Here is a 17,823-nt window from a genome sequence, read left to right as displayed (position 1 = left end):
GCGAGAGCATGCTCGGCCGCTTCAACCAGGGGGTATCTGAATGTCGGCTCTGTCGGGCTGGACGCGTTGGGTGCCGGGACTGACCACCCTGAGAGGGTATGAGGCGGCCTGGTTGCGCCACGACATATCAGCCGGGCTGGTTCTGGCGACCATGCTGGTTCCTGTCGGCATCGCCTATGCGGTGGCGTCCGGCGTGCCCGGTATATACGGCCTCTACGCGACGATCGTGCCGCTCCTGGCCTACGCGCTGTTCGGCCCCAGTCGGATCCTTGTCCTGGGGCCGGATTCGTCGCTGGCCCCTATCATCCTCGTCGTCGTTGTTCAGCTCTCTGGTGGCGATCCTGCGCGTGCCATCGCCGTGGCGAGCGTGATGGCGATCGTGTCCGGCACAGTCTGCATCCTTGCCGGCGTGGCGCGACTGGGCTTCATCACCGAGCTTCTGTCCAAGCCGATCCGCTATGGCTACATGAACGGCATTGCGCTGACGGTGATGCTCAGCCAGCTGCCGAAATTCTTCGGCTTCAAGATCGAGGGTGACGGGCCGCTGCGGAGCTTCTGGGCCATCGTCGAATCGCTCCTGGCGGGCAAGACCAATATGGCCGCCTTTCTGGTCGGCGCCGGCACGCTGGCGCTGATCCTGCTTCTCAAGCGCAGCCGCCGCCTGCCGGGTATCCTGATCGCGGTGACCGCCGCCACCATAGTGGTCGGCTTGCTGGACCTCGGAGCGCGCGCCAATGTTTCCGTCCTCGGGCCGCTGCCGCAGGGCCTGCCGGCCTTCACCATCCCGTGGATCAGCGGCGCCGACCTCGTCCCGATCCTGGTCGGCGGCTGCGCGGTCGCCCTCGTTTCCTTCGCCGACACCAGCGTGCTGTCGCGCAGTTATGCGGCAAAGACGGGCGCCAATGTCGATCCGAACCAGGAGATGATCGGGCTTGGGGCGGCCAACCTGGCCGCCGGGTTCTTCCAGGGCTTTCCGATCAGCAGTAGCTCGTCACGCACCCCGGTTGCAGAGGCCGCCGGCGCCCGCACCCAGTTGACCGGCGTCGTCGGCGCGCTTGCCGTCATGGTGTTGCTGCTGGCGGCGCCGAACCTGCTGCAATACCTGCCCACCAGCGCGCTCGCCGCGGTGGTGATCGCCTCGGCTATTGGCCTGTTCGAGATTGCCGATCTCCGACGCATCTACCGCATCCAGCGATGGGAGTTCTGGCTGTCGATCGCCTGTTCCGTCGGCGTTGCCGTATTCGGCGTCATTCCCGGGATTGGCCTCGCCATCGCGATTGCCGTCATCGAATTCCTCTGGGACGGCTGGCGCCCGCATTCTGCGGTGCTCGGCCGCGCCGCAGGCATCCAGGGCTACCATGACATCACGCGCTATCCCGATGCCCGCCGGATACCCGGGCTGGTGCTGTTTCGCTGGGATGCGCCGCTGTTCTTCGCCAATGCCGAGCTGTTCAAGGAGCGCGTGCTTGCCGCCGTGGCGACATCGCCGACGCCGGTCGTCTGGGTGGTCGTGGCGGCCGAGCCGGTCACCAGCGTGGACGTGACCGCGGCCGATATCCTGGCCGAACTGGACCAGGCGTTGCAGGCGGCCGGCATCGAACTCTGCTTTGCGGAGTTGAAGGATCCGGTGCAGGACAAGCTCAAGCGCTTCGAGCTGTTCGTCCGGCTCGGCGAGGCCTCCTTTTTTCCAACGGTTGGGGTGGCTGTGAAGCGCTACCTCGCCACCCACCCGGTGGATTGGGTGGACCATCAGCACTGAAGCTTCGCCGAGGCCGGTCAGAAGGTATCCGGCACCCAATGGCGCGCGTATTTGGGCTCCTCGTAGCCTCCCGAATCCTGGCGCTTGGGCAGCTTGATCTTGCGACGCGGCAGCTCCTTGTAGGGCACCTGCGAGAGGATATGCGAGATGATGTTGAGCCTGGCGCGCCTCTGGTTGTCGGCGTTCGCCACATACCAGGGCGCCCAGTCGGTGTCGCTGGCCTCGAACATGGCGTCGCGAGCGCGGGAATAATCATACCAGCGGCTGTAGGACAGAAGGTCCATGTCGGAGAGCTTCCATATCTTCTTCGGATCGGTGATGCGCTCTTCTATCCGGCGCGTCTGTTCCTCCGGGCTGACCTCCAGCCAGTATTTGAGCAGGATCACGCCGGACTTGACGATGGCCCTTTCGACGCCGCCGACGGCCGAGAGGAAGCGGGTCGCCTGGTCTTCGGTGCAGAAGCCCATCACCCGCTCGACGCCTGCCCGATTGTACCAGCTGCGGTCGAAGATCACGATCTCGCCCCCTGCTGGAAGGTACGGCAAATAGCGCTGAATCATCATCTGCGTCTTTTCGCGATCCGACGGCGGCGGCAGCGCGATGACGCGGAACACGCGCGGGCTGACCCGATCCATGATGGCCTTGATGACGCCGCCCTTGCCGGCCGCATCCCGGCCCTCGAACACGACGCAGATCTTGGCGCCCGACTGCTTCAGCCATTCCTGCAGCTTCACGAGTTCGACCTGGAGCTTCTCCAGTTCGCGGTCGTAGTCCTTGCGGGAGATCTTGTCGCCTTCGTCATGCGTGTCGCTCTTCTGGCTCTTCTCGTTCTTCTCGCTTTTGTCGCTTTTGTCGTTCTTGTCGTGTTTGTCCTTCTTGCCGTGCATCGCATGTACCTCCCAGCATTCAGGGGCCTGGACGATCCAGGACCCGGTGTGAAGATCCGATATTTTTCAGTGCCATGGCAGCGCCCTGCAGCCGCAGCATGGTGTCGCCGTCGCTTCGGCCCGGATCGGTGATCGCGTAGAAGATCGCACGCCTGAGTACGCGCACCGGCTCGTCGGGAAAGTCCGTGCGGATTCGCAAGGCCAGATCCTGCGGCCCCTCGGCCTTCCGGGCCAGGGCATCTATAGCCTGGGAAAGCTGTTCGACATGCGCTGCGATCATGTTCGAGGCTCCGTGGTTGGACTGTCGTTGGCTGCGTCCGGTTTCGGCAGGGCGGAAAGCTCTTTGGCGGCCTGCCGCAACGTCGGATAGATCGGCATGGCCTCACCGGTGAATCCGCGTCGACTACGCCAGCGAGCCCATTCGGTCTGCCGGCCGGCGCCGACGAGGCGGATACCGCGGCCCTCCAGAATCGTGGCGATCTCCTTCAGCTCGAACATGCCGCTGACATCGACCTTGGTGACCGGCAGCAGGTCCAGGATGACCGCCTCGACCGGGATCTCCTGATGGGCGATCGCAGACATGCATTCCTTGCGGAAGTAACCGGCGTTGAAGAACACCAGCGGCCCGTTGCAGCGGAGGATGACTACGCCAGGGGTCGGGTGCGCGCCCGCGTGCCGTGTCAACGAATGGAAGCCGGGGAAACCCTCGACCCGCCCGAGCTCCTCGATGCTTGGCCGCGCCGACAACTGGATGAAGCGCAGAACGGCGAGCACGACCGCGAGCAGTACGCCGCGGGTCACGCCGAGGCCGATGACGCCCGCCGTCGCCAGCACCGATATTGCAGCCTCGAGGCGGTCGGCCTGCCAGATCAGGCGCAGTGTCCTGAGGTTCAGAAGCGACAGGCCAGCAAAGACGAGCACCGCGCCGAGGGCTGCCACCGGCACGAAGCGCAGGGGCCATGTGAAGAACAGCAGGACCACGGCCACGGCGGCGGCGGCGACGAGCCCGGCCATGTGGGTACGTCCACCGGCGGCGTCGGCGACGGCGGTGCGCGAGTCGGCGCCACTGACGGCAAAGCCATGGGTGAATGCTGCCACGATGTTGGACGCGCCGAGGGCGGCGAACTCCTGGTCGGCATTGACCTCATAGCTGTTCTTGGAGGCGAAGCTGCGCGCCGTGAAGATGAGGCTGGTGAAGCTGACGAGTGCAAGTCCTCCAGCGTCGACAAGCAGGTCGGGCATGGCGGCCCAGTCGACTGCCGGGAAACTGGGCAATGGCAGCCCACCCGGCACGACGCCGAGCGTGTCAACGCCGGCAGAATTGAGTTGCAATAGGGCCACGGCGAGGGCTGACGTGACCATCACCACGATGGCGGCCGGAAGCGCCGGGGCGAGGCGCGGCGAAAGCCCGGCCACGGCTAGAGCGGCGAGGCCCACCAGCAGGGTCGGCAGGTGCGTCTCCCCGATCCGGTCGCTGACCTCGGCCAGGAGCGGTATGAAGCCATGGCTCGTCACCGTAAAGCCGAGCAGCTTGCCGACCTGGCCGAGCATGATGGTGATCCCGATCCCGTTGAGCAGGCCCACGAGAATGGGCCGCGACAGGAAGTCGGCCAGCGCGCCGAGGCGGAACAGGCTTGCTGCGATGCAGATCAGCCCCGCAAGCAACGTCAGCATGCCGGCCAGCGCGGCATAGCGGGCGGGATCGGCTCCGGCCAAGGGCGCGACGGAGGCGGCGATCACCGCGCAAGTCGCCGCATCGGGGCCGACGATCAACTGCCGCGAGCTTCCGAAGACCGCATAGGCCAGCAACGGAAACAGCGATGCATAGAGACCTATTTCCGGCCTGAAGCCGGCAAGGCCGGCATAGGCGATGCCGACAGGGACCGCCACCGCCGCAACGGCCAACCCGGCGCGGATGTCGCTGCCGAGATTGGCGCGGTCGTAGTGGAGCAGCGCAGGGAGGCCCGGGGCCCATCGGTCGAGCTGCGGCAGCGTGCGCCCTACAGGGCCGCCGCTCATGGGGCGGCCTCGGCCGGAGGCGAATCCTGATGCCGCACCGACGCATAGGTCGAGGCGCTTCCGGTGTACGAGGCAAGCAGCGCGGTCAGCACCGAAATGGCAAGATGGATGAGCACCCGCATGTCGGAACCTCGCCTTGCGATGGCACGCGCGTTTGACGCCTCAACTTCGTCCTGGGCTGCGGTACGGCTTCACGGATCTTCGGACGGTAATAAGCCCAGCCACGGTCGCTGTCGCGACTGCGCATCCGGAGGCAATTTATCATCAAAGTTGCCGCGGCGATTTGATTGCAATCAATGTCGCGGCGAGACAGCGCGTGCATTTTGCCAGCGAAGTGTTGTTCGTGTCACGAGCGTAGGCCGCGGTGCGCCATTCACCGCGAAGCTCATGGCAGCCGGCTCTTCCGGCGCGCCAATCGGGTGACAGGGGCCCGCAGCAATAGGTAGGGCACAAGGGCAAGCAGGATGGCGATCGCGATGGCCTGCCCCAGGCGCAGCGGATGCCGCGTCAGCCATTGGTAGAGGATATCGAGGATGGCGGCCAAGGCGAGCACCATGCCGATGTCCTTCCCTGCCTGACGCAGCAATTCGGCGCGGCGCAGGCCATTGAATGCGAACGCCCATAAAAATGGTGGGTTGCCCTCGCGGGCGTCACGCAATCCGGCCCGGATCGCGAGTACGGACGCCATGATCGGCTGGATGACGAAGCGAAGACGTAACGGCCCCTCGGCCCGCAGGCCGAGTTCCGTCCAAGCGGCACTGAAGAAGTCCTGGACGCTCACGGCAACATTCCGCCCTCATACGACGCAATCGGCTTGCCAAGGTGCTCGGGCATAGAGGAAGCGCGCCCGCCGGCGCGCCAGAAGCTTGAATTGGTCTCGTCGTGCCGCGGGACGATCAACGTCAGCAATAGTATACGCCGGCTGCACAGCGCCGGGCCGTTCGCCTCGCTACGCCGGCGACGCTGACTGGTGTCAAGGGACGGCCAACCCGGGCTTCGGCCGGCGAGACGACGCTGAAATCGCCGAGAATGTTGCCGCCGAGTTCGAGGCTTGAGAGCCCCATCAGGGCAACCGTGGCAACGAGAGCTAGTCGCTTGAACATGTTCAAGTCCTCTTCCTGGTCATTTACTCTTGAAGAGCGCCGGCAGCTCGTCCGTGTCGGCGATGGCGTCCGGCTTCACCTGCTTGAAACCGTCGGGCGCCTTGAAGGTGAAGTCGCTGCTCGGAGCCCCGGCTCCGGTTTTCCAGTTGCTGATATCGACGCTGTATTGCGGTGCGCCTTTGACCTTGGTGCTGGTGATGACATAGCGGCAGGGATAGGGATGCTCGCCCTCGGCGATCCAGATCTGCCAGTCGACATCCTTGGCGCGGAAGGCCAGGTGGTTGCACTCGACGCCGCCGATATAACCGCTGCCAAGATCCTTGACGTCGACGACATGCGCCATCAGTTCCTGGTAGACGTCCGACATCAAGAGGTCCGCTGCGGGGAGGGGACGGTGCAGCTTGTCGCGCAGCACGTCGACCAGATGGTCGATGGTTCCCGGGACCTCGAGCTGGGCGTATTCCTTGCTGTCCTTGTTCGCCAGCGTCACGGTCTTCCCGTCGAACACCAACTCGACGTCGGCAAAGCCACCCTTGCGCGTGGCGAGTAGCCGGTCGGGGCGATTGAGCGTGACGGAGCCGGAACTCGCCAGCGCTAGTTTCTGGTCCTGCTTCGTTACCAGCTCCAGGCTGGTGTCGGTGTCGAAGGAAATGTTGGTTTGCGCGGCGAGGTAATCCGACATCGATTTGAGAAGTTCCTTGGCCTGCGCTTCGTCGGCGCGTGCGCTTGGCATGTTGGTCAAGCCAAGCGTCATGGCGACGGCAAGAGCGGATGCAATTGCTCTTGTGCGGCTTCGTGCATTTGATGATGAAACTCGCATTTTATTCTCCGGTATTTCTGGCGTTGCGCCAGCGTTGGAAGATTAGATGCGACTTGCCTTCGCCAAAGTGGAGGGTAAAATTTACTCCATTTCCTCGGCGGATAAATTGATCCCGGTCAATGCGCGGCCGGAGTCGGAATCAAATCGCTGCACTCGCCACGGCCGGCGTGCTTTGCCGCTCGCGGTCAGCTCGACATGAAGCGGTTGAGACGGTTATCCTTCAGCAGCGAACGGGTGACCCCGCCAAAGACCAGTTCGCGGAGCCTGCTGTGGCCGTAAGCACCTGATACGACGATGTCGGCATGGATCGACCTGGCGAATTCCGTCAGGCGCTCGCCTTCACTCTTGACCATGATCACCTCGGTGCGCGCCTTGATGCCATGGCGGGCAAGGTAATCGGACACGTCAGCCAGCCCGCTCTGGGCATGTGAATCTTCTTCCGGGTCGATGGTGACGACGATGACCTCCTGCGCACGCGAGAGCAGTGGCAGCGCGTCGGCGACGGCGCGCCGGGCTTCACGCGTGTCCTTCCAGGCCACCAGTATCCGGCTTGCCGGGAGGGTCTCGACGCCGTCACCGGCAACGAAAACGGGCCGTCCGGCATGGAGCGCCAGGCTGCCGAGGTCGATGTGGCGATAACCGTTTCCGGGCAAGTTGCCCCCGGATGAGCTGGTCACGACAAGATCGGCCATGCGGGCCTTTTCCAGCAGGAAAGCGGTCGGCCGGCGCACTGCGCTACGCCATTGGATGTCGACCGTGCTGCCGGCAAGTGCTTCGAACTCTGCCTGCACCGCCTGCAATCGGCTCTCGATCTGCTGGATCTGGATGTCGACGATGTCGAGGTCGATACCCATTCCGCTGGCGTCCGCGATCGGTGGCTGGAAATCGGCGGCCGACAGGCCGATCAGGCGGGCGTCGAAACTGTGCGCGAATTCTATCGCCAACTTGGTGAGCGGGGCGATAGGGCCGTCGATGTCAAGGTTCACCAGAATTGACTTGTAGGTCATGGCGCTTCCTTTTCTCGGCAATCGGATTGTTGGGGCTACAATGCCAATTCCAGTCGCGAATGCCTTGACGCTGATCAAAAAAATGGCGCGCGATGCAGCAAGATGCCTTTCACCCGGCAACCGGCGCGACGAATGGTGGTGGCGAAGACGACGCCATCGCTCTCGCTGTTCGTCCGCTCAATTACCGAACGACGGGATTGGCGATTGTCATCCGAACGGACGATGATTACTGAGGAAGTCATACCAACCGCTCAAGGAAGTCCGAATCCTCAATGCCTGATCATGCCCTGCTGACGTCGCTTATCGTGCTGCCTTTTGTCGGAAGCCTGATAACCGTCATGCTGGCATCCAGCTCGCGGAACCTGGCCGGCGGCATGGCCGGAAGCGTGGCTCTCGCCTGCCATATCATCACCTGGCTGCTCTTTCCCGCCGTCCGCGACAACGGTGTGGTGCATGCCGGGTTCGAATGGGTCCCCAGCCTTGGCCTTTCGGTGTCACTGCGACTGGACGGCTTTGCCTGGCTCTTTTCCATCTTGATCACCGGCATCGCTTTTCTCGTCGTCGTCTATGCGCGCTACTACATGTCCGCCGAAGATCCGGTGCCGCGCTTTTTTTCCTTCTTCCTGGCGTTCATGGGGGCAATGCTCGGCATCGTGGTGTCGGGCAACCTGATCCTGCTGGTGGTGTTCTGGGAACTGACCAGCATCTTCTCCTTCCTGCTCATCGGCTATTGGCACCACAACCAGGCGGCACGCGACGGCGCGCGCATGGCGCTGACCATCACCGCCATCGGTGGTCTGGGCTTGCTGACCGGAATGATCGTCATCGGCCATATCGTGGGCAACTACGATCTCGACCGGGTGCTGGCGTCGGGCGATCTCATCCGTTCGCACCCGCTCTATGTTCCGGCCCTGCTGCTCGTGCTGCTCGGGACGTTGACGAAAAGCGCCCAGTTCCCGTTCCAGTTCTGGCTGCCCAATGCCATGGCGGCGCCGACGCCCGTCTCGGCCTTCCTGCATTCCGCGACCATGGTGAAAGCAGGTGTCTTCGTCATGGCCCGGTTCTGGCCGGTCTTGTCGGGAACGCCGGAGTGGTTCACCATCGTCGGCTTCGCGGGCATGGCCTCGCTTGTGATCGGCGCCTACCTCGCCATGTTCCAGCAGGACCTCAAGGGGCTGCTCGCCTATTCGACGATCAGCCATCTCGGCCTGACTACCTTGCTCTTGAGCCTCGGCAGTCCGCTTGGCCTGGTCGCGGCCATCTTCCACATGATGAACCATGCGACCTTCAAGGCGTCGCTGTTCATGGCTGCCGGCATCATCGACCACGAGACCGGCACCCGCGACTTGAGACGATTGAGTGGGTTGTTCCGCTTCATGCCCATCACCGGTACGCTGGTGATGGTGGCGAGTGCCGCCATGGCCGGCGTGCCGCTGCTCAACGGCTTCCTGTCGAAGGAGATGTTCTTTGCCGAGGCGGCTGCCACCCATGCCGATTCCTGGCTCGACCGGGTGGCGCCTTATGCCGCCGTGCTCGCGGGCGCCATGGCCGTCACCTATTCGATCCGGCTGATCCATTCGATCTTCTTCGGCGCACCGCCCGAAAGCTTTCCGCGTCAGCCGCATGAGCCGCCCTTCTTCATGCGCCTGCCGGTTGCGCTTTTGGTGCTTGCCTGCCTGGTGGTCGGCATCATCCCCGGGCTCACGATAGGCCCTTACCTGCACGTCGCCGTCGTATCGGTTCTGGGTGCGGAAACACCTGAGTACAGCCTGGCCATCTGGCACGGCTTCAACGTGCCGCTGGCCATGAGCGCGGTCGCCCTTGTCGCCGGGACGCTGCTGTATCTGGTTATCGGCAATTACCTCGAACGACAGGATCGGCCGTTTCTGTTGGGCGGCATCAATGGTCAGCGGATCTTCGAGCGGGTCATGGTCGCGATCTCCTGGCGGTGGGCGCGCTTCATCGAGACCAATCTCGGTACGCGCCGGCTGCAGCCGCAATTGCGGCTCGTGGTTATCGTCGCCTTCGCCGCCGCCTGTGTTCCCCTGTTCTTGCGTGGCCTCGCCGTCGGCCCGTGGACATTCGCAGGCGCCGATCCGGTCTTTGCCGGACTGTGGGCGATCGGCATCACCTGTGCGATCTCGGCCGCCTATCTGGCGAAGTTCCATCGCCTTGCGGCACTCGCCCTGCTCGGTGGAACGGGGCTGGTAACCTGCGTGACCTTCGTCTGGCTCTCGGCGCCGGACCTCGCCGCGACGCAGCTCGTGGTGGAGATTGTGACGACCGTCCTGATCTTGCTCGGGCTCCGGTGGCTGCCGGAGCGGTCGGAGGAGTTGCGCGAGACGCTTACGCCGATGGCGCGCCTGCGCCGGCTGCGCGACCTCGCCATGGCGGTCGCCGCCGGCGCCGGCATGACGGTTATCGCCTATGCGGTGATGACGCGCCCGTCGCCCGATACGATCGCCGACTTCTTCCTAGAGAAGGCCTATAGCGAGGGCGGCGGCCGCAACGTGGTCAACGTGATCCTGGTCGATTTCCGCGGCTTCGACACCCTCGGCGAAATCACCGTGCTCGGCATCGTGGCGCTGACCGTGTTCGCGCTGCTGCGCCGCTTCCGCCCGGCCCCCGACAGCATCGCCTCGCCCGAGCAGCAACGCATCCAGCAGGCCTATGATGAGGCGCATCCCGACCGCACGCCGGGTTCGACCGCAGTCGATTATCTCTATGTGCCCGCGGTGATCATGCAGTGGATGTTCCCTGTCATCATCGTGTTTGCGGCCTATCTGTTCCTGCGCGGCCATGATGCGCCGGGCGGCGGCTTCGCCGCGGGTGTCGCCATGGCCGCGGGCTTCATCCTGCAATACATGGCGGCTGGAACCGTCTGGGTGGAGAACCGGCTGCGCATCCTGCCGGTGACGTGGATCGGCGGCGGGTTGCTGATTGCACTGTTCACCGGCGCCGGCGCCTGGCTGTTCGGCAAGCCCTTCCTGACCTCCCATGCGCAATATGTCGATCTTCCGCTCATCGGCAAAATCCCGCTGGCGACCGCAGCACTGTTCGACCTCGGCGTGTTCTCGCTCGTGGTCGGCGCCACCGTGCTGATGCTGATTGCAATCGCCCACCAATCGATCCGCCGGCTCCGGGCGTCGCGGGTCGAGGAGAATTGATGATGGAACTGACGCTTGCAATCGCCATTGGCGCGCTGACCGGTTCCGGCGTCTGGCTGCTGGTGCGGCCCCGTACTTTTCAGGTGGTCATCGGTCTTTCGCTGCTGTCTTATGCCGTCAACCTGTTCATCTTCAGTATGGGCCGGCTGCGCATCGGCGCCGCACCCGTGCTCGACACGGCGGACGCTATCAATCCGGCCGACTATGCCGATCCGATCCCGCAGGCCCTCGTGCTGACTGCGATCGTGATCGGCTTCGCCACCACCGCGCTGTTCCTCGTCGTGCTGCTCGCCTCGCGCGGCCTGACCGGCAGCGACCATGTCGACGGGCGGGAGCCGCGTTGATGGCACTGGCCGAGCATCTCCTGATCCTGCCCATCCTGCTACCGCTTTTCGCGGGCGCGCTGATGCTGCTGTTCGACGAGCGACGCCACGTGCTGAAGGCCGGCATCAACATCGTGTCGACCCTGCTTTTGCTCATTCTCTCGGTGGCGCTGCTCCGGCTTGCCGATACGCCGGACGCCGAGGGCGCGGCGATGAAAGTCTATCTGCTCGGCGACTGGGCAGCACCCTTCGGCATCGTGCTGGTGCTCGACCGGCTCTCGGCGCTGATGGTGGCGCTAAGCTCGGTGCTGGCTAGTGCTGCGCTGGTCTTCTCGCTGGCCCGCTGGCACAAGGCGGGGCCGCATTTCCATACCCTGTTCCAGTTCCTGCTGATGGGGCTGAATGGCGCATTCCTGACCGGCGACCTGTTCAATCTGTTCGTCTTCTTCGAGGTCCTGCTGGCCGCGTCCTACGGACTGATGTTGCATGGCTCGGGCTCGTTCAGGGTGCGTGCCGGCCTGCACTATATCGCCATCAACCTCGCGGCATCGCTGCTGTTCCTGATCGGCGTGAGCCTGATCTATGGCGTCACCGGCACGCTGAACATGGCCGACCTCGCGGTCCGCATTCCGGGCGTGGCGCCCGAGGACCGGGCATTGCTGGAGGCGGGGGCGGCCATTCTCGGCGTCGCCTTTCTGGTCAAGGCCGGCATGTGGCCGCTGTGCTTCTGGCTGCCTACTGCCTACATGGCCGCGTCGGCGCCCGCCGCAGCACTGTTTGCCGTGCTGAGCAAGGTCGGCTTCTACGTCCTGCTGCGCCTGTCGCTGCTGCTGTTCGGCAGCGAGGCGGGCCGGCTGACCGGCTTTGGCGGTGGGGTGCTGCTCGTCGGCGGCATGGTGACCATCGCCTTCGGCGCCTTTGGCGTGCTGGCGTCGCAATCGCTCGGCCGGCTAGCAGGCTACAGCCTGCTGGTATCCTCCGGGACGCTGCTTGCAGCGGTCGGGCTTGGCGACACGGCGATCGTGTCGGGGGCCATGTTCTATCTGCTGAGCTCGACGCTGACGATCAGTGCTCTGTTCTTGCTGATCGAGCTTGTCGAGCGGGCGCAGGAACCGGGCGCGAACCTCTTGACGGTCACCATGGAAGCCTATGGCGACGATATCGAGCCGGAAGACGAGGAGGAAGAGGAGGTCGGCGTGGTCATGCCCGGGGCGCTCGCCCTGCTCAGCGTCTGCTTCGGCTTGATCGCCCTGCTGCTCGCCGGCCTGCCGCCGCTGTCGGGCTTCATCGGCAAGTTCGCGCTGGTCAATGCCGTCTTCAACCCCGAGGGGCTCGGCGCTGGCGCAAAGGCTCTCGGGGCGATGGCCTGGGTGTACGCCGCCCTTCTCATCCTATCGGGCCTCGCCGCACTGACCGCCATGATGCGCACGGGTATCCGCACCTTCTGGGCGCCGCTCGAAGTCATCATTCCCAGGGTGCTGGTCGTCGAGATCGCGCCGATCATCCTGCTCATCGGGCTTTGCGTCGTGCTGACCGCGGAGGCAGGCACGGTGATGCGCTACACCGATGCGATGGCGCGTTCGCTGCACGACAAGCAATCCTATATCGGAAGCGTTCTGCCCGGATCAGTAGCGCCTAGCGCGGCGGAGGGCGCGCCATGAGCCGGATCCTGCCCTATCCGCTGCTGACCGCGGCCCTCATCGTCATGTGGCTGCTACTCAACGCGTTTTCGCTGGGCCACCTGCTGCTCGGAACGGTGATCGCAATCGCCGCGTCGCGCGTCATGGTGGCGTTGGAGCCTTCGAAGCCCAGGCTGCGCCGCTGGCAGCTCATCCCCTGGCTCATCGGCGTGGTGCTGGTCGACATCATGCGCTCCAACATCGCCGTCGCCACGATCATCCTGCAGGGAGGCCGGCGCGAGCGCGTCGCGGGCTTCGTGTCGATCCCAATCGAGCTGCGCGACCGCACCGGGCTTGCGGTGCTTGCCTGCATCGTGACCAGTACGCCGGGCACCGCATGGGTCGAGTACGATTCGGCTACCGGCGTGCTGCTGATCCATGTTCTCGACCTCGTCGAGGAGCAGGAATGGGTCGACCTGATCAAGAGCCGCTACGAGGCTGCGCTGCGGGAGATTTTCGAATGAGCGCCACCATTCTCGCCTGGTCCATCGCTGCTGCACAGCTGATGCTCGTGGCCGCCATGGCCTGCAATTGCTATCGCCTGATCCGCGGGCCGCGCGCGCAAGATCGGGTCCTGTGCCTGGACGCGTTCTACGTCAACGCCATGCTGCTGCTGCTGACCTTCGGCATCCGCACTGGAAGCACGCTCTATTTCGAGGCTGCGCTGGTGATCGGCCTGCTGGGATTCATCTCCACCGTGGCGCTCGCCAAATTCCTGATGCGCGGCGAGGTGATCGAATGATGACCGCCGAGACATTGCCTGCCTGGGCTGCCTTGCTGACGGCGTTCCTCGTCTTGGCGGGGGCCGCCCTGACCCTGATCGGGGCGATCGGCACGCTGCGTTTCCGCAGTTTCTTCGAACGGGTGCATGCTCCGACGCTGGGAACGAGCTGGGGCATGGGGGCGATCCTGCTCGGGTCCATGCTGTATTTTTCGGTGCTCGGCTCGCGACCGGTCCTGCATGAGATACTCATTGCCGTCTTCGTCACCATCACTACACCGGTGACGCTGATGCTGCTTGCCCGTGCTGCGCTCTATCGTCAGAGGTCGGAGGCCCGGGTCAGGGCAGGCCAAGCCATCGTGACACCGGAAGAGGGCGGCTCTGACACGTCAGGCGTTTGATGCAATTGTCCGCGGCGATCACCGGTCATGTTGAAATGCCCGTGATAAACGCCGGCTTCGCTGCAAGCCGGCGCTCTTGCCATGGGCGCCGATATGCTAGCGTTGCTCCATGAGATCCGACTCGTCGTCCTTGCCCCTACAACACCTCGTCGGTCCGGCCATGCGCGCCACCGAGGCGCTCGTTCGCCTCGACGAGCGCGTCGCCCGTTCGCCTGTCGGTGGCGGGTTTGCCGCGCGCGCCCATTTCATGGATGCGGCCGCAGCAATGTGGATCGAGGGCGAACTCGTCCATATCGAGGACCTGGTGCTGCACGATGCCCGCATGGATCTGCGCACGCCGACCCACGAGTTGACCCGGGCACATGAGATCTTGCGCGTTCGCCGCCAGATCGCCGCCAGCAAGCCGGGCTGGGCGTTGAGCAATGACGGACTTGCGGCACTCTGGGGGCGAGGGGCTACGGTCGCTATACGGCCGGAACCGCAATCGCAGGAGGTTGCGTCCGCCGAGGCGGAGGACGCAGCGGAAGAGGACACCGACACGCGGCTTGACGAGGAGTTGGCCGCACTTGACGCTGCCATGGCCCGCGCCAAGACGCTGCTCGATGGCGTCAAGGTCGATCGCGCAAAGGGGCGCACCAGGGGTGAGGCGGCAGCCGAAACCGCTCCGCGCAGGGCGCGCGCCGGTTTTGCCCCGGAGGACAAGAACCCGCTGGTCTATGACGCCGACTGGAACGAGGCGGACCGGCTGGAGGAGTGGAAGGCCGCTATGGCCGAGGTGGCCGACTTGCCGCCGCTGCTGCGGGCAGCGGTGCTGCACGATGCCTGGGACACCATCGCGCCGCTGCAGCACGCGCACTGGCTTGGTCGGCTGCTCGTTGCGGCCTGCTTGCGCCACGCGGGCACGACGGGTGCGCATCTCGCCGCGCTCAATGTCGGCGCGCGCCTTATCCCGCGTGACCGCCGCCGAGCGCGCGACCGTACGGCCCGGCTCATAGCCTTCATCGACGGCGTCCAAGAAACCGCAACGGCCGGTCTCAAGGATCATGACCGGCTGATACTGGCCAAGACGCAGATGGAGCGCCGTCTCAAGGGCAGGCGGTCGACATCGAAGCTGCCCGATGTCATCGAACTCGTGCTGTCCAGGCCGCTGGTCACATCCAGCATTGTCGAGAAGGAACTCTCGGTCACTGCCGCCGGCGCGCTCAACCTGATCGGCGAACTCGACCTGCGCGAGATCACCGGGCGCGGACGCTATCGGGCCTGGGGCATCGTCTGAGGCTGCGGCGGCAGCGATAGCGAATTTGATCGCGTTCGCCTGACACAGGTCTCTTGCGGCCAAAAATCCTGTCCGATATAAGTCATCCACTTATCCTATATGTGCGGGTGACGAGATGAGATTGGCGTTTCTTGGTGTCGGGCACTGGCACGCGGCCATGCATGCGGAGGCCGCGCGGACTGCCGGCGCCGAGGTTGCAGCGGCGTGGGACCCGGCGCCGGATGCCGCGCGCACATTCACCGAGAAGTTCGGCTGCGCGGCGGCCACGAGCCTCGAAGCGGCGCTTGCCGGGGCCGACCTGGCCGTCGTCATGGGCCGCCCGTTCGAGATTGCCGAGCGCGGCCTATCCGTCATCGAGGCGGGCGTGCCGCTGCTGATCGAAAAGCCGATCGGCATCTCGGCCGCGGCGGCGGACGCGCTGATCGCGGCTGCCGCGCGCAAGGGCGTGTTCGTCGCGATGGCGCTGCCGCACGTGCTCGGGATGATGGCCGCGCTTCGCGACCTCGATGCGGCCGGCCGACTCGGCCCGATCTCGCACTCGCATTTTCGTCTGATCAACGGTCCGCCGCAGCGTTACGTCGACGACGGTGTCGGCTGGGTGCTGGAGCGCGCGATCGGCGGCGGCGGCGCGCTGCGCAATCTGGGCATTCACGGCGTCAACGCCTTCCTGACGCTTGCCGGCGAGCAGGAGGTCTCCGTGGTCAGCGCGTCCTTCGGACGGCCGATCCATGGCACCGACGTCGAGGACTATGCTGCGGTGGTGCTGCGCGCCGCCGATGGCACGCTGGGGCTCATCGAGGCCGGTTACACCTTCGCTTCGATGAAGCGCGGCATCTTCGAATGGCGCGTCACGGCGAAGAACGCCACGCTCAGCGACTTCGGCGACCGCATCGCCCTTTCGACACTCGACGACGAGGGCCAGCGCGACCTGCCGGTCACCCCGCCGGCCCGCCGCTACGACGACGTCATGGCCGACACGCTGAAGCGGCTTGCCGAAGGCCGGCCGCCGGCCGTGTCGCTCGCCGACAGCCGCCGCGCCATGGCCATCATCGACCAATGCTACGCAATGCAGGGAGCTTGAACATGCTGAGAGTTGGCATCATCGGCGCGGGCCATTTCGGCGCAGCACACGCGCAGGCGCTACGCGCCGTCGACGGAGCAACGCTCGTGGCGGCCTGCCGCAACGATGCGGAGGGACTGAAGGCCTTTACCGAGGAATATGGCGGCAAGGGCTATCTCGACTACCGCGAGTTGCTCGCCGATCCCGAGGTGGACGCGGTCGTGGTGGCGCTGCCGCATCACCTGCACACCGACGTTGCCATCGCCTGCGCCGAGGCCGGCAAGCACATCATGATCGAAAAGCCGCTGGCGCCCACGGTCGCCGAGTGCCGCAGGATTCTTGCTGCCGCCGACAAGGCGGGCGTGACGCTGATGCCCGGCCACACCATGCGCTTCACGCTGCCTTTCCTCGCCGCCAGGCGCCTGATCGACAGCGGCGAGATGGGCGCGATGCGCTACGGTTCGAGCCGCATGATCAAGCTCTGGATGGAGGGCAATCGCCGCGACTGGCACCTCGACACGGCGACCGGCGGCGGCATGCTGTTCACCGCCGGCATCCACGCGCTCGACCGGTTGCTGGCCTTTGCCGGCCGCCGCGCCACCCATGTCAGCGCCGTCACCGCCACATCCTTCCACCAGCAGAAGGCCGACGACGCCGCCCTTTTGCTGATCCGTTTCGGCGACGATGCGGCAGGCCAGGTGGCCAGCATCGGCTACGCCAACGGCGCCTTCATTTCCGGTGACGAGCTGGTGTTCGACAATGGCGTTCTGGCCGTGGACTTCTTCAAGGGCGTGACCTTTGGCAAGGACCTCAAGTGGCAACCAGTCGAGGGCTCGATTGAGCCTGACGTTGCCGGCCAGGGCCTCATTCGCCAGTGGCAGGGATTCGCCAAAGCAGTCGCAACCGGCGAAAAGCCGCCGGTCACCGGCGAAGACGGCATGCATGTCGTCGCCTGCATCGAGGCGGCTTTCAAGGCCTCGCGCGAACGCCGCGAAGTGGCAGTGGAAGCGTAGCCGCGTGCAGTGCCGGGCCAGCCTCTTGCTGCCTGCGCCTCATTCGGTAGTGTAGTCGCAGCATTGAATTGGTGACCGCATGCAACCCCCGTTCGAGGCATGAAAATTCCATGAATCCATCCGAACGTATCGACCAATTGATCGCCGAACTTACAGACTGGCGCGGCGAGACCTTGGCCAGCGTCCGCAAGAGTATTCTTGAGGCCGACCGGGAGATCGTCGAGGAATGGAAGTGGATGGGAAGCCCGGTGTGGTCTCGCGACGGCATGATCGCGGTCGGCAATGCCCACAAGGACAAGGTCAAGCTCACCTTTTCCCACGGCGCCAGCCTCCCGGATCCTGACAGGCTCTTCAACGCGGGCTTCGGAGGCAAGGTGTGGCGAGCGATCGACATTTTCGAGGGCGACACAATTGATGAGCGCGCCCTGAAGGAACTCGTCCGTGCTGCGATCGACTACAATCGGATCAAAATGAAGAAGAAGGCGTCTTCCGGCACTTCAGCGAAGGTGCGCAAGCCCAAGGAGACATGAGGGCTGCCGCCTTTCATTTTGTCTCGCCGCTCCCGGTTCGCCGCTTCGCACGGACTAG

At 64.8% G+C, this 17,823-nt stretch carries 19 protein-coding genes; 11 read left to right on the top strand and 8 right to left on the bottom strand.

The window, feature by feature from the left end; genetic code table 11:
• Positions 1 to 40: 40 nt before the first annotated feature.
• Entirely contained in the window at positions 41 to 1,759 is a 1,719-nt protein-coding gene (locus ABSY17_RS04305; RefSeq protein ID WP_378941980.1) for a SulP family inorganic anion transporter, read from the top strand.
• A gap of 17 nt (positions 1,760 to 1,776) precedes the next feature.
• Here ABSY17_RS04305 and ppk2 read toward each other — a convergent pair whose 3' ends face one another.
• The 8 genes from ppk2 to ABSY17_RS04265 form a co-directional block, all read right to left on the bottom strand.
• The gene (gene ppk2, locus ABSY17_RS04300) at positions 1,777 to 2,646 is read right to left on the bottom strand and encodes a polyphosphate kinase 2 (RefSeq protein ID WP_378941978.1); all 870 of its coding nucleotides are present in this window, start codon (positions 2,644 to 2,646) and stop codon (positions 1,777 to 1,779) included.
• Between the two features lie 19 nt (positions 2,647 to 2,665).
• Positions 2,666 to 2,926, bottom strand: coding sequence for a hypothetical protein (locus ABSY17_RS04295; protein WP_378941975.1), 261 nt, complete (start codon positions 2,924 to 2,926; stop codon positions 2,666 to 2,668).
• On the bottom strand, positions 2,923 to 4,665 hold the full coding sequence (locus tag ABSY17_RS04290; RefSeq protein ID WP_378941973.1) for a SulP family inorganic anion transporter: 1,743 nt from the start codon (positions 4,663 to 4,665) through the stop codon (positions 2,923 to 2,925). The genes ABSY17_RS04295 and ABSY17_RS04290 overlap by 4 nt, the downstream gene beginning before the upstream one ends.
• Positions 4,662 to 4,787 carry a hypothetical protein gene (locus ABSY17_RS04285; RefSeq protein WP_378941971.1) on the bottom strand — a complete coding sequence of 42 codons (126 nt, stop codon included), beginning with the start codon at positions 4,785 to 4,787 and terminating at the stop codon, positions 4,662 to 4,664. The genes ABSY17_RS04290 and ABSY17_RS04285 overlap by 4 nt, the downstream gene beginning before the upstream one ends.
• A gap of 263 nt (positions 4,788 to 5,050) precedes the next feature.
• Positions 5,051 to 5,446 carry a hypothetical protein gene (locus ABSY17_RS04280; RefSeq protein WP_378941968.1) on the bottom strand — a complete coding sequence of 132 codons (396 nt, stop codon included), beginning with the start codon at positions 5,444 to 5,446 and terminating at the stop codon, positions 5,051 to 5,053.
• Positions 5,447 to 5,567: 121 nt separating this feature from the next.
• Positions 5,568 to 5,768 carry a hypothetical protein gene (locus tag ABSY17_RS04275; protein WP_378942568.1) on the bottom strand — a complete coding sequence of 67 codons (201 nt, stop codon included), beginning with the start codon at positions 5,766 to 5,768 and terminating at the stop codon, positions 5,568 to 5,570.
• A gap of 19 nt (positions 5,769 to 5,787) precedes the next feature.
• The gene (locus ABSY17_RS04270) at positions 5,788 to 6,588 is read right to left on the bottom strand and encodes a DUF2092 domain-containing protein (RefSeq protein WP_378941966.1); all 801 of its coding nucleotides are present in this window, start codon (positions 6,586 to 6,588) and stop codon (positions 5,788 to 5,790) included.
• 185 nt (positions 6,589 to 6,773) lie between these two features.
• On the bottom strand, positions 6,774 to 7,595 hold the full coding sequence (locus ABSY17_RS04265; RefSeq protein ID WP_378941964.1) for a universal stress protein: 822 nt from the start codon (positions 7,593 to 7,595) through the stop codon (positions 6,774 to 6,776).
• 272 nt (positions 7,596 to 7,867) lie between these two features.
• Between ABSY17_RS04265 and ABSY17_RS04260 the strand changes: the two genes are divergently transcribed.
• The 10 genes from ABSY17_RS04260 to ABSY17_RS04215 all read left to right on the top strand — a co-directional run bounded on the left by ABSY17_RS04260 (position 7,868) and on the right by ABSY17_RS04215 (position 17,765).
• The gene (locus tag ABSY17_RS04260; RefSeq protein WP_378941961.1) at positions 7,868 to 10,762 is read left to right on the top strand and encodes a monovalent cation/H+ antiporter subunit A; all 2,895 of its coding nucleotides are present in this window, start codon (positions 7,868 to 7,870) and stop codon (positions 10,760 to 10,762) included.
• Between the two features lie 2 nt (positions 10,763 to 10,764).
• A complete protein-coding gene (locus ABSY17_RS04255; RefSeq protein WP_378942565.1) occupies positions 10,765 to 11,106 on the top strand; it encodes a Na+/H+ antiporter subunit C in 342 nt (113 codons plus the stop codon).
• Positions 11,106 to 12,746 (top strand): monovalent cation/H+ antiporter subunit D, encoded by a 1,641-nt coding sequence (locus ABSY17_RS04250; RefSeq protein ID WP_378941959.1) that lies wholly within the window; start codon positions 11,106 to 11,108, stop codon positions 12,744 to 12,746. The genes ABSY17_RS04255 and ABSY17_RS04250 overlap by 1 nt, the downstream gene beginning before the upstream one ends.
• Complete coding sequence (locus ABSY17_RS04245; protein WP_378941956.1) at positions 12,743 to 13,228, top strand: Na+/H+ antiporter subunit E; 486 nt, start codon at positions 12,743 to 12,745, stop codon at positions 13,226 to 13,228. Before ABSY17_RS04250 ends, ABSY17_RS04245 begins: the two co-directional genes overlap by 4 nt.
• Positions 13,225 to 13,506, top strand: a complete 282-nt coding sequence (locus ABSY17_RS04240) for a K+/H+ antiporter subunit F (RefSeq protein ID WP_378941954.1) — start codon at positions 13,225 to 13,227, stop codon at positions 13,504 to 13,506. Before ABSY17_RS04245 ends, ABSY17_RS04240 begins: the two co-directional genes overlap by 4 nt.
• Positions 13,503 to 13,886, top strand: a complete 384-nt coding sequence (gene mnhG, locus ABSY17_RS04235) for a monovalent cation/H(+) antiporter subunit G (RefSeq protein WP_378941952.1) — start codon at positions 13,503 to 13,505, stop codon at positions 13,884 to 13,886. The genes ABSY17_RS04240 and mnhG overlap by 4 nt, the downstream gene beginning before the upstream one ends.
• A 109-nt stretch (positions 13,887 to 13,995) precedes the next feature.
• Positions 13,996 to 15,162, top strand: coding sequence for an RHE_PE00001 family protein (locus ABSY17_RS04230; RefSeq protein ID WP_378941950.1), 1,167 nt, complete (start codon positions 13,996 to 13,998; stop codon positions 15,160 to 15,162).
• Between the two features lie 115 nt (positions 15,163 to 15,277).
• The gene (locus tag ABSY17_RS04225) at positions 15,278 to 16,243 is read left to right on the top strand and encodes a Gfo/Idh/MocA family protein (protein ID WP_378941947.1); all 966 of its coding nucleotides are present in this window, start codon (positions 15,278 to 15,280) and stop codon (positions 16,241 to 16,243) included.
• A gap of 2 nt (positions 16,244 to 16,245) precedes the next feature.
• Complete coding sequence (locus tag ABSY17_RS04220) at positions 16,246 to 17,235, top strand: Gfo/Idh/MocA family protein (protein WP_378941945.1); 990 nt, start codon at positions 16,246 to 16,248, stop codon at positions 17,233 to 17,235.
• A gap of 110 nt (positions 17,236 to 17,345) precedes the next feature.
• Positions 17,346 to 17,765: a DUF1801 domain-containing protein gene (locus ABSY17_RS04215; protein ID WP_378941943.1), complete on the top strand. Its 420-nt coding sequence runs from the start codon at positions 17,346 to 17,348 to the stop codon at positions 17,763 to 17,765.
• Positions 17,766 to 17,823: the final 58 nt, after the last annotated feature.

It is taken from the genome of Mesorhizobium sp. ANAO-SY3R2 (assembly GCF_042466635.1).
Classification (GTDB): domain Bacteria; phylum Pseudomonadota; class Alphaproteobacteria; order Rhizobiales; family Rhizobiaceae; genus Aminobacter.
Note: the sequence above shows the minus strand (reverse complement) of the source record. Positions and strands in the feature narration are given on the sequence as shown.